We start from the raw sequence: 10,901 nt of genomic DNA, 5'->3' as shown, positions 1-10,901 counted from the left end.
CGCGGCCGGAGGACCCACCGATGCTGACGAAGCCCACCGTGTCCCAGACCCGGCTGCCCGCGGCCTGGGGCGACACCGCGCTGACCGTCGTGATGCCCACGTACAACGAGGCGGACAGCCTGCCGGCGGCGGTCGAGGCGCTGATGGCCCTGGCCGGCGAACTCCCCGGCCTGAGCCTGCTCGTGGTCGACGACGCCAGCCCGGACGGCACCGGTGAACTCGCCGAGCGGCTGGCCGCCCGCCACAACCGGGACGCGGACCGGATCCGCATGCGCGTCCTGCACCGCACGGAGAAGGACGGCCTCGGCCGCGCCTACGCGGCCGGCATGCGCCGGGCCGTCGAGCACGGTGCCCGGTACGTGCTCCAGATGGACGCCGACGGCAGCCACCCCGCCGCAAAGATCCCCGAGCTGCTCGGCGTCGCCCTGGCCACCGGCGCCGGCGTGGTCGTCGGCAGCCGGTACGTGCCGGGCGGCTCGCTCTCGGACGCCTGGGGAGCCCACCGCAGACTGCTCTCGCGCTGGGCCAACGCGTACGCGAGCGCCGTCCTCGGCACCCGCGTCCGCGACATCACCGGCGGCTTCAACCTGTGGAGCGCCGACGCGCTGCGCGCGATCGACCTCGCCTCCGTGGACAGCGCGGGCTACTCCTTCCAGGTCGAGATGAAGTACGCCGCGCTGCGTCGCGGCTTCGGCGTCATGGAAGTGCCGATCCACTTCGAGGACCGGACGGCCGGCGAATCCAAGATGAGCTTCGCGGTGCAGCTGGAGTCCATGGCCATGCCGTGGCGGCTGCGCGCCGCCGCAGCCCGGGGCATGCGCTGAACTCCGGCCGCGCAGAGACGAGTTGGTGAACACACGACGATGACCACGTTGCAGGACACCCCCGCCGTGGCGCTGCCGGAGGCCGCGCCGCACCCGGATCCGCAGACGCCCACGACCACGCCCCGGCGCCGTCTCGTCCGCTACGCCAAGGAGCTGACGAAGTTCGGGCTCGTCGGCGTCAGCGGCGTCGGCGTCAACTTCGTCGTGTTCAACCTGCTGCTTCACGGCCTCGGCCGCGGCGCCATGACCTCCACGGTCCTGGCCAGCTGCATCGCCATGGGCACCAACTACCTGGGCTTCCGCTTCTTCGCCTACCGCGACCGGTCCAGGCGCACCAAGCAGCAGATCCTGCTGTTCTTCGTGTTCAGCGGGATCGGCGTCGCGGTCGAGAGCGGCCTGTTCTACGTGGCGTACCACGGCATGGCCATGGACGGCCCGCTCGGCTCGAACCTCGCCAAGGCCGGCTCGATCGTGCTCGCCTCCGCGTTCCGCTTCCTGGTGTACCGGACGTGGGTGTTCCAGCATGACGCGCAGCGGGACTGAACGGGCCGCGCGCAGGCGGCAGTTGCTGCGGGCGCTCCCGCTGCTCGCCGTGGTCGCCCTCGTCGTGCTGCATGTCTTCGGCTATCCGGCGACGCGGTTCTCCAACGACTCCTACCGCTATGCGCGCGCCGCCTACGAGTTCCTCGGCGACGATCCGAGGACGGCGCAGGACAAGGCGGTCACCGCGTACTGCACCGACACCGCCAAGCTGGTGCAGCGCAACCGCATGCTGGACCAGCTGGAGTTCCGCGGCCCGGGCGGGCGGGCCGCGTACATCGCGCACTGCGAGAAGAAGTACGCGAACGGCCTCGAACCCACCGACCCGCGCTACGAGAAGATCTTCCACACCAGGCCCGCCTACCCGCTGATGGCCGCGCCCCTGGTGGCCGTGCTCGGCGCCAAGGCGGGGCTCACCGCGGTGGCCCTGGCCTGGACCGCGCTGGCAGGTCTCCTCGTGTACGTGCTGCTCCGCGCCCTGCGGGCACCGCCGCTGCTCGCCGTGCTCGGCCAGGTCCTCTACTACGCGACCCCGCTGACCGCGTGGGGCGGCCGTCCGCTCACCGAGGGGCCGATGCTCGCCCTGATGACCGCGCTGCTGCTGGCCTCCGTCTGGCTGCTCCAGGGCCGGATCGCCGCCGGCGCCGGACTCTTCGCGGCCGCCTTCTCGCTCGGGCTCGCCGTGAAGTACTCCAGCTTCCTGATGGCGGCGCCCTTCCTGGCGCTGGCCGCGGTGGCCTGCCTGTTGTGCGTGCCGCGGGTCCGCCATCGCGGCACCTGGTGGCTGGCCGGACTCTCGGCGGGCGGCGCCGTGGCAGCCTGCGCGCTGAGCAAGGCCCTCGGCCTGCCCGGCATGGGCGACTCGCTCCAGGACACCTTCACCCTGCACTGGACCCGTCCGGAAATCGCCGACCCCTGGCGCGCGCTGCTGCGCCTGAACGTCAACTACTGGTGGCAGTGGCTCCAGAAGGAGGCGCTCGCGCCGCTCCTTCTCCTGCTGCTCGCGGCCGGGCTGTGGGGCGCGTGGCAGCGGTCCGTGCCCGTGGCGCTCTGTCTTGCCGCGATGGGTCTCGTCGGGTTCGCGACGATGGCGGCCCATCCGCTGGCGGTGGAGCAGGACCGGCTCTACGTACAGGTGTGGCTGATCGTCGTGGTCGGGGTGCCCCTGGCCCTCGACCGGATGTGGCGCGTGGCCCTGGCGCGTGGGGCCGCCGCCGCGCGCCGCGAGCTGCCGCTCAGCGAGGCCAGAGCCCGTCCGCCCGCCCGGCAGCCGGCGAACTGAGCGCCCGCCGCAGCAGCGCCGCACCCGGCCGCTCCACGCACCGGTGGATCAGCCAGGCCACCACGGTCGCCGCGGCGACCGCGGACAGCAGCAGCGGCCACGCCGGGACCTGATCGCGCCACAGATGCAGCAGCCGCACCCCGATCGCCTGGTGGATCAGATACAGCGGATACGAGACGGCCCCCGCCGTGGACAGAAAACGCCAGTCGATCCGGTCGAGCAGACCCAGCGCCACGGCCGCCATCAGGAGGTAGAACGCCGTCACGACGGCCACGCACACCGCCCACGACAGGCGGTGCGAAGGCGGACTGTAGTGCTGGGACACCTCGATCATGCTGTGCTGCACGAGCAGCCAGTTGACGCCGAGCAGCGCCCAGGGCGCGCCCTGGCGCGGACCGTCCCTGCGGATCAGGAAGAAGGCGGTCCCGGAGATGAACAGCGGGGCGTAGACGGGGTTGGCGAGCAGGCTGAGCACCGGCAGCCCGGCCGCGGGCGCGAGCACCACGGCCAGGGTCCACAGCCAGCAGAAGGCCAGGACGCGCTGCCGGGTCACACCGATCCAGGCGACCACCGCGAAGAGCAGGTAGAAGCGCAGCTCGGCCCAGAGCGTCCAGTACGAGTGGTCGAGGTCATCCACGCCGAGCGGGTTCTGGACCATCGTCAGGTTGGTGAGGATCCGGCTCGGTGTCGGGCGGCCGTCCTCCGCGGGGACGAAGGGCAGCAGCAGGAACACACCGGTGGCGAGCACACAGAACCAGTACGCGGGGAAGAGCCGCACCGCCCGGCCGCGCAGGAAGTCCGTCGCCGACTTGCCCCAGGCCGACATGCAGATGACGAACCCGCTGATGAGGAAGAAGAGTTCGACCCCCAGCCAGGCATACGGGGCGATCGCACCGAGCACGGGGAAGGTCCGCGCGGGGTCGGACCAGCCGCCCTGCCCGACGTAGTGGTAGACGACGACGAGCAGCGCGGCGAGCAGCCGCAGTCCGTCGAGCACCCGCAGGCGGGGCCCGGGGCGCGGGGGGATCGCGGCGGGTGCGGAGGTGGGGGCGGTGGACGGCCGGGTGAGCACAGACATGGTGAATCGCGTGACGTGAGGCGGGAGTTGGGAGACGGCGGGGCGTGGGTGAGGGCGGGCGCTCCGGGCGCGCGCGGCTAGCGCAGCACCGCCTTCAGCTTGCGCAGGGCGCCCGCCCGCCGCTTCACCGGCCGCAGCACCTTCGCCGCCGCACCGGCCGGCTGCCACCGCACCTGCAACCGCCCCGACCCCCGCCCCTCGGGCTCGACGGTCACCCGGTGCGCCAGGCCGAAGCGCGGCCGCACCACGGTGGTCAGGGCGGTGAAGTCCAGCGGGGCCAGGAGGAGGCCGGTGTTGCGCTGCCGGTCCTGTTCCAGTTCGAGGACGGGGTGGCGGGTGCCCGTGAAGCCCTGGAGGGGGAGGTCGGCCGCCGCCAGGTCCAGGCGTACGGAACCCTCGAACACGCCGGGGCGGATCACGTCCAGGCGGAAGCGCTCGGTGTGGCGGCGCCCGCCCGGGGCGATGTGGACGGCCGCGACGTGCGGGCCGACGGCCAGCCTGCGGCCCGGGTCGTACGTACGGATGTGCAGGTCGATCGTGCCGGGGGCGCCCGCCGCGACCGAGGTGATCTCATGCCGGAAGTGGGCCGTGGCGAACGGGCGGGTGGCCAACTCCAGTTCACCGAGGTCGAGTTCGCCCTTGGTCTGTTCCGTCACCGGGACGCGGTCGCCCCAGTAGACCCGGCCCGTCTCATCCGTGACCGTCTCGCGCGGCGCCACCCCGTGGCCCATGCCGCGGGCCGCGAGCCGCACGTCCTCGTACCGGCCGTCGCGCAGCAGCTGGATCACCACGCGCTCGGCGCGCGGCAGCCGGGCCAGCGCGGCGGGGGAGACCTGCTCCAGATACGGGACCACCGCCCCGGCGAAGGAGCGCACCCAGTCCTCGTCGCGGAACGGCAGGTCGCCCGCGTACATCCGGAAGTCGTGCTTGAGGAACTTGTAGTCCTTGTCCTCGCGCAGCCCGCCGTGGCCGCTCTCGACGAGGAAGTCGTCGATGAGGGTCTGGACGTGCACGCGGTCGCGGACGTTGGAGATCTTGTGGCGCTGGTTGGAGATGGAGGCGGCGCCGGCGGCCGCGAACGGCTCGATGTACCAGCGGTAGACCGGCTCGGGGACGATCGTGAACGCCTTGGCCAGGCAGTACGCCTGGGCCGAGAACAGCTGGTCCTCGTAGTGGATGCCCTCGGGGAAGCGCAGCTGGTGCCGGTCGAGGAACTCCTTGGTGTACATCTTCGAGGTCGACAGGTGCTCGAAGAGCAGGCGCGGCTCGGCCTCGATGCCCTCGACCGTGCGCCGCTCGGCGACGAGGTCGGGCATCCACAGCGAACGCTTGCCGGTGTCCACGCGGACCCGTTCCACCTGCCCCATCGCGAAGTCGATTTCCCGTTCGCGGTGGGCGGCCAGCAACAACTCGACCGCGCGCGGCGGCAGTTCGTCGTCGCTGTCGAGGAACATCAGATACGGGGCGCGTGCGATCTCCATGGCCCGGTTGCGCGGCGCGCTGCACCCGCCGCTGTTCACCGGCAGCCGCAGGTAGCGTACGCGCCGGTCCTGCGCCTCCAACTCCCGTGCCACCTCAGGGGTGCGGTCGGTGGAGCAGTCGTCGCTGATGATGATCTCGATGTCCGCGTGCGTCTGCGCGCGCAGCGAGGCCACCGCGCGCGGCAGTCGTTCCGCGTCGTTGTAGACGATGACGGTGACGGTGACGTCCGGGGCCTTGGCGGCGGCGCCGGTGTTCTGGTGCAGGTCGGGGCCGGTGGACATCATGCGCCCGCCTCCTCGGGACTCGGTGCGGGCGTACGGTCGGCGACGGGGATGATCCGCGGCAGCGCCTCGGGCCGTTCGCCGAGGAAGACCCGGCGCACCACGCGCTCGGCGGCCGCCCCGTCGTCGTACTCGCAGAAGCGCTCACGGAACGCGGCCCGCAGCTTGGCGGACGCGGGGTCGCGCCAGGCGTCGGTGCGCAGGATCTCCGTCAACTCGGCCTGGCTGCGGGCCACATGACCGGGCGGCTCGGCGAGCAGGTCGAAGTAGACGCCGCGGGTGCGGGAGTACATCTCCCAGTCGTCGGCGTAGATGACCACCGGCCGGTCGAGGTTGGCGTAGTCGAACATGATTGACGAGTAGTCCGCGATGAGCGCGTCCGCCGCGAGGCAGACGTCCTCGACGGGGTCGTACGCGGAGACGTCGATGACGCGGCCCGTGCCGCGCAGCCGGGCCAGCGGGGAGGCCGCACCGCCGTAGAAGTAGTGCCCGCGCACGAGCAGCACCGTGTCCTCGCCGAGCGACTCGGCGAGTGCGGCGAGGTCCAGGCGCGGGGTCCAGCCGGCCTCGTAGTCGCGGTGCGTGGGCGCGTACAGCAGGGCCCGCTTGCCGGGGGCGATGCCGAGCTTCTCGCGGACGGCCCGCACGTCCCGCGCGCCCGCGCGGTAGAACACGTCGTTGCGCGGATAGCCGTAGTCCAGCGAGACGTAGTGCGAGGGGTAGGCGTGCGCCCACATCCGCGTCGAGTGGCTGTTGGCCGAGACGCTGTAGTCCCAGGCGTCCACGCGGGCCAGCAGCGCACGGAAGTTGAGGCCCTTGGCGGCGGCGGGGAAGTCCATCTGGTCCAGGCCCATCCGCTTGAGCGGGGTGCCGTGGTGGGTCTGGACGTAGGTCTGCTCGGGCCGTTTGACCAGCAGATTGGGGAAGTTGACGTTGTTCACGAGGAAGCCCGCGCGGCCGAGGACGTCCAGATAGCGCGGGGTGCCCGGCACCACGTGGTCGGTGCCCGGCGGCAGCAGCGGCACGTTGTCGGCGGACACCACCCACACCGGATGGATCTCCGGGGCGAGTTCGGCGAGCTTCGCGGCGATCGCGCCCGGATTGCAGGCGACCCCGCGGTCCCAGTACGCGGAGAACAGCGCGAGCTCCCGGTCCACGGGTTGCGAGCGCGCCTTCTCGTAGCGGTGGCGGCGCACGCGCGCGCCCAGCTTGCGCTTGCGCGTGCGGAGCGTCGCGTTCAGATCGCGCTGCTTGCGGTTGGCGCGCTGGAGGGTGCGGTACGCGGTGAACTGCCCCTTGACCAGAAGGTTCTGGCGCACTCCGGCCAGGCCGGCCGGGGAACTGTGGCCCTCGGGCCGGTAGCGGACCGCGTGCTCGGCGGCGCGGCGGAAGAACTCCGGGGCGAGCGCCTCGGGCAGCAGCCCGGGTCGTGCGATGACGCGCAGGTAGTCGGCCGTCATCCGGTCGTAGAGCACCCCGCGCACGGATGCGGGCGCCTGGTCGGCGAGCGCCCAGATCTCCTCGTACTCCTCGAAGAGCGCGAAGTGCTGCTCCTCGGTGAGCGGCGGCAGACTCGCCCGGCGCAGCCGGCGCTCGGCGAGCAGGGCCGTGTCGAGGCAGCCGATGCGGCCCGCGAGCAGCAATGAGGCGTAGGCGAAGACGAGGTCGCCGGCCGGGTCGGGCTCGTCGAACAGGCCGGTGTCGAGGTGCTCGCGGAAGAAGGCGGCGCGCAGGGCGCGGTTGCCGGGCAGCGGAGTGACGCCGAGCAGGTTGGGCGCGGCGGCGAGCGCGCGGGGCTCGTGGCCGGCGGCGGCGAGGATGCGGGTGTCGGTGCTGGGGCGCGCCGGGTCCCACCAGTACGCCCGTACGTGGTCGAAGAGCAGCACGTCCGCCGCGGTGTCCGCGTGCTCGACCAGGGTGCGGACGGCGTCCGGGAGCAGCAGGTCCTTGCCGTCCACGAAGAGCAGCCACTCCCCGCCCGCCTCGGCCGCACCCGCCCGGCGGGCCGCCGCGGGGGAGGGCTCGACGGGGAGCACGCGCATCGCCGCCGCGCCGTGCCGGGCGCGGGCGGCCTCCTCGCACTGGTCGCGGGCCGCTTCGTCGGCGGGCACGACGATGAGCTCGGCCTGGGGGCCGGCGGTGCCCGGGGCGCCCGAGGTGCCGGGTTGCTCTCCCCCGCCCGCCTGTCCCGTCACGCTGTCCAGGCACTCGCGCAGATGACCCTGCACATCGGCGCCGGTCACGATCACACTGAGCTTCACCAGTCGGCTCCTCACGCCTTCGCGGGCTTGTCGAGCTTGCCGCCGAGCCAGGTCAGTGCGGCCGGCACTTCGCGTTTCCAGGTGTTGAAGTTGTGGCCGCCCTCGTCGAGGATGATCCGCGCCATCCGCATCGGCCCCTCCTTGAGCTTGGAGAGGAAGTCGAGGGTGTGGCCGTAGTCGTACTCGCCTCGGGCGCTGCTCGTGACGAGCAGCGAGACCGGCGGCTGCGGCAGGTGCTCCATCCGCCACATGAGGTCGTTCTCGCGCTCCAGCCGCTTGTCGCCGTGGAAGAGGTCGCCGGTGGTGTCGTCCACCTTCGCCGCGAAGTACGGGGAGAGCGCGGCGCCCGCGGTGAAGCTCTCGGGGAAGGTCATGGGCAGCTTGAGCGCGCAGTAGCCGCCGGTCGAGTAGCCCGTGACACCCCACTGTTCGGTGGCCGTGCCGACCCGGTAGTGGGAGCCGACCGCCTTCGGCAGGTCCTTCGCGAAGTACGTCAGGACCTTGGGGCCGCCGGGGATGTCCACGCACTCCGTGTCCCGCGGCGGGGTCACCGCCGACCGGATGAAGATCATCACCGCGGGCGGCATCTTGCCGGTGCGGGCCTTGTCGCGGGCGGTGTCCACGAAGCCCAGCTCGTTGATCATCCCGTCGACCGTGCCCGGGTACCCGGTGATGGCGAGGATGGCGGGGAACTTCTTCTCCGCGTTGCCCTTCTGGAAGTACTGCGGGGGCAGGTACACCTTGGCGTCCGCGGCGATCTTCGTGCTCGGGCCGGTGATCCGTACGGTCTCCAGGCGGCCGCCCCCGCTCAGGGCCTGCGCCGACTGCATCGACACGAGCTTGCCGCCGGGACCGACCTCCTGGACCACGCCCTCGCCCTGCTCCGTGCCGAAGAGGTCGTCCCACGAGGCGTAGAACTCGAACTTGTCGTTCACGTACAGGAGCACCACGGAGAGCACCGCGAGCTGCGTGGCGACGAGCAGCAGGAAGCGCCCGAGCAGCGCCCGGACACTGGTCCTGGCCAGGCGCGGCCACAGCCATATGGTGAGCGCGAAGAGCGCGATCGCCACGAGGACCGCGAGCAGCAGCAGCTTCTTGCTGGTGAGTCCCATCCGGTGCGTTCCTTGCTGGGGGTGAGGGGGCAGTCCCCGACAAGAAGAGGCTAAATGTCCGATTTGGGTTCTACGAGTCGTGGGTGACGCCGGTCACGGGGCCGAGGCGGCGGGCCGGGGCCGGATCCGGACCCCCGGCCCGGGGCTCCGTCACTTGCCCGTGAAGCGCTCGTACTCCGCGAGGACCTCCTCGGTCGGCCCGTCCATCCGTAGCTCGCCCTTCTCCAGCCACAGCACGCGGTCGCAGGTGTCGCGGATGGACTTGTTGCTGTGGCTGACCAGGAACACGGTGCCGGCCTTCTCGCGCAGCTCGCGGATGCGTTCCTCGGAGCGCTTCTGGAAGGCGCGGTCGCCGGTGGCGAGCGCCTCGTCGATCAGCAGGACGTCGTGGTCCTTGGCCGCGCCGATCGAGAACCGGAGCCGGGCCTTCATGCCCGAGGAGTACGTGCGCATGGGCAGCGAGATGAAGTCGCCCTTCTCGTTCACACCGGAGAAGTCCACGATCCCGTCGTAGCGCTCGCGCACCTGCTCGCGGGACATGCCCATCGCCAGACAGCCGAGCGTCACGTTGCGCTCGCCCGTCAGGTCGTCCATCAGGGCCGCGTTCACGCCCATCAGGGAGGGCTGGCCGTCGGTGTAGATCCGCCCGTTCTCGCAAGGGATCAGGCCGGCGACCGCGCGCAGGAGGGTGGACTTGCCGGAGCCGTTGGTGCCGATCAGGCCGATGGCCTCGCCGCGGTACGCGGTGAACGAGACGTTCCTGACCGCGTGCACCTCGCGCACACCGGGGCGCCGGCGCCGGCCGAGGATCCGGCTGAGCGCTGAGGTGGCGCTGCCGCGGCCGGAGCCCGCGCCGGTGACCCGGTAGACGATGTCGACGCCGTCGGCGATGACGGTGGGCACGCGCTCGGGGGCGCGCTGGGCGGGGACGGGGGTGGTGGCGGGGTCGGGTGTGCCCGCGAAGGCGGTGGCGGCGTCCGCGGGGGCGGGCCGGGTGCTGCCGGGGGCGGTTTCGGTGAGGGTGTCAGCCACGGCCGTAGGTCTCCTCTGCCTTCCAGAAGTAGATGAAGCCGCCGACGCCCGCGAGCAGCGCCCAGCCCAGCGCCCAGGCCCACACGTGGGAGGGCAGCCGGCTGCTGTGGAAGCTGTCGATGAGGGCGTACCGGATCAGGTCGATGAAGACGGCGGCCGGGTTGTGCTCGAGCGCTGCGTGCACCCAGTGCGGGACCTGCTTGCCCTTGGTCACCTGGTCCAGGGAGAACATCACGCCGGACGCGTACATCCAGGTGCGCAGCACGAACGGCATCAGCTGGCCGATGTCCGGGGTCTTGGCGCACACGCGCGCCATGGCCATCGCGAGGCCCGCGTTGAAAGCGAACTGCAAGGCCAGGGCCGGGATCACGAGCAGCCACTTCGCGGACAGCGGCAGTCCGAAGCCGAGGATGATCGCGGCCAGCGCGACCATCGAGAACAGCAGTTGCTGCAACTGCTGGAGGCAGAACGAGATGGGCAGCGCCGCCCGCGGGAAGTTCAGCGCCCGTACGAGCCCCAGGTTCCCGGAGACGGCCCGGGTGCCCGCGATGATCGAGGACTGCGTGAAGGTGAACACGAAGACGCCCGTGACCAGGAACGGGATGTAGTCGGGCACGCCCCGCTTCACGTTCATCAGGACGCCGAAGATGAGGTAGTAGACCCCCGCGTTCAGCAGCGGGGTCATGACCTGCCACACCTGGCCCAGCTTCGCCTGGCTGTACTGGGCCGTGAGCTTGGCGGTGGCGAACGCCGTGATGAAGTGCCGGCGCCGCCACAGCTGCCGCGCGTAACCGGGCAGCGAGGGCCGGGCGTTGGCGACACTCAGCCCGTGCCGCTCGGCCAGCTCCCGCGCCGACAGCGCCCGGGCGGGCGGCCCGTGCGGGGCGGGTGCCGGCGGGGCATCCAGGACCTGACTCACGTATGACCTCGCTTCGCCGCTGCTCTTATCGCGCGTTTACGTCGGGACGGGACCGTATCGTCGCTACGTGAGCGTAGGCGGGATCGACGT

Annotated in this window: 9 protein-coding genes; 3 read left to right on the top strand and 6 right to left on the bottom strand. The window is 71.8% G+C overall.

Annotated elements, in window-relative coordinates:
- Window positions 1–20: 20 nt before the first annotated feature.
- Genes BLT97_RS24170 through BLT97_RS24160 form a run of 3 tightly spaced genes read left to right on the top strand, consistent with a single transcriptional unit; the run spans window position 21 to window position 2,646 of the window.
- Entirely contained in the window at window positions 21–824 is an 804-nt protein-coding gene (locus BLT97_RS24170) for a polyprenol monophosphomannose synthase (RefSeq protein WP_093613627.1), read from the top strand.
- Window positions 825–863: 39 nt separating this feature from the next.
- Window positions 864–1,367, top strand: a complete 504-nt coding sequence (locus tag BLT97_RS24165; RefSeq protein WP_093613625.1) for a GtrA family protein — start codon at window positions 864–866, stop codon at window positions 1,365–1,367.
- The gene (locus tag BLT97_RS24160; protein WP_143041373.1) at window positions 1,348–2,646 is read left to right on the top strand and encodes a hypothetical protein; all 1,299 of its coding nucleotides are present in this window, start codon (window positions 1,348–1,350) and stop codon (window positions 2,644–2,646) included. Before BLT97_RS24165 ends, BLT97_RS24160 begins: the two co-directional genes overlap by 20 nt.
- On the opposite strand, the gene BLT97_RS24155 is transcribed toward BLT97_RS24160, so the two are convergent.
- From BLT97_RS24155 to BLT97_RS24130, 6 genes are all read right to left on the bottom strand, one after another.
- A complete protein-coding gene (locus BLT97_RS24155; protein WP_093613621.1) occupies window positions 2,600–3,724 on the bottom strand; it encodes an acyltransferase family protein in 1,125 nt (374 codons plus the stop codon). The genes BLT97_RS24160 and BLT97_RS24155 overlap by 47 nt on opposite strands.
- Window positions 3,725–3,801: 77 nt before the next feature.
- Entirely contained in the window at window positions 3,802–5,490 is a 1,689-nt protein-coding gene (locus tag BLT97_RS24150) for a glycosyltransferase family 2 protein (RefSeq protein WP_245769517.1), read from the bottom strand.
- Complete coding sequence (locus tag BLT97_RS24145) at window positions 5,487–7,751, bottom strand: CDP-glycerol glycerophosphotransferase family protein (protein ID WP_093613715.1); 2,265 nt, start codon at window positions 7,749–7,751, stop codon at window positions 5,487–5,489. Before BLT97_RS24145 ends, BLT97_RS24150 begins: the two co-directional genes overlap by 4 nt.
- Window positions 7,752–7,759: 8 nt before the next feature.
- Entirely contained in the window at window positions 7,760–8,860 is a 1,101-nt protein-coding gene (locus BLT97_RS24140; protein ID WP_093613617.1) for an alpha/beta hydrolase, read from the bottom strand.
- A 150-nt stretch (window positions 8,861–9,010) separates the two neighbouring features.
- Window positions 9,011–9,892: an ABC transporter ATP-binding protein gene (locus BLT97_RS24135; protein ID WP_093613615.1), complete on the bottom strand. Its 882-nt coding sequence runs from the start codon at window positions 9,890–9,892 to the stop codon at window positions 9,011–9,013.
- On the bottom strand, window positions 9,885–10,811 hold the full coding sequence (locus BLT97_RS24130; protein WP_093613613.1) for an ABC transporter permease: 927 nt from the start codon (window positions 10,809–10,811) through the stop codon (window positions 9,885–9,887). The genes BLT97_RS24135 and BLT97_RS24130 overlap by 8 nt, the downstream gene beginning before the upstream one ends.
- Window positions 10,812–10,901: the final 90 nt, after the last annotated feature.

This window comes from Streptomyces indicus (assembly GCF_900100315.1).
Lineage (GTDB): Bacteria > Actinomycetota > Actinomycetes > Streptomycetales > Streptomycetaceae > Streptomyces > Streptomyces indicus.
The sequence above is the reverse complement of the archived record's forward strand: the minus strand, read 5'-3'. Positions and strand labels throughout refer to the sequence as shown.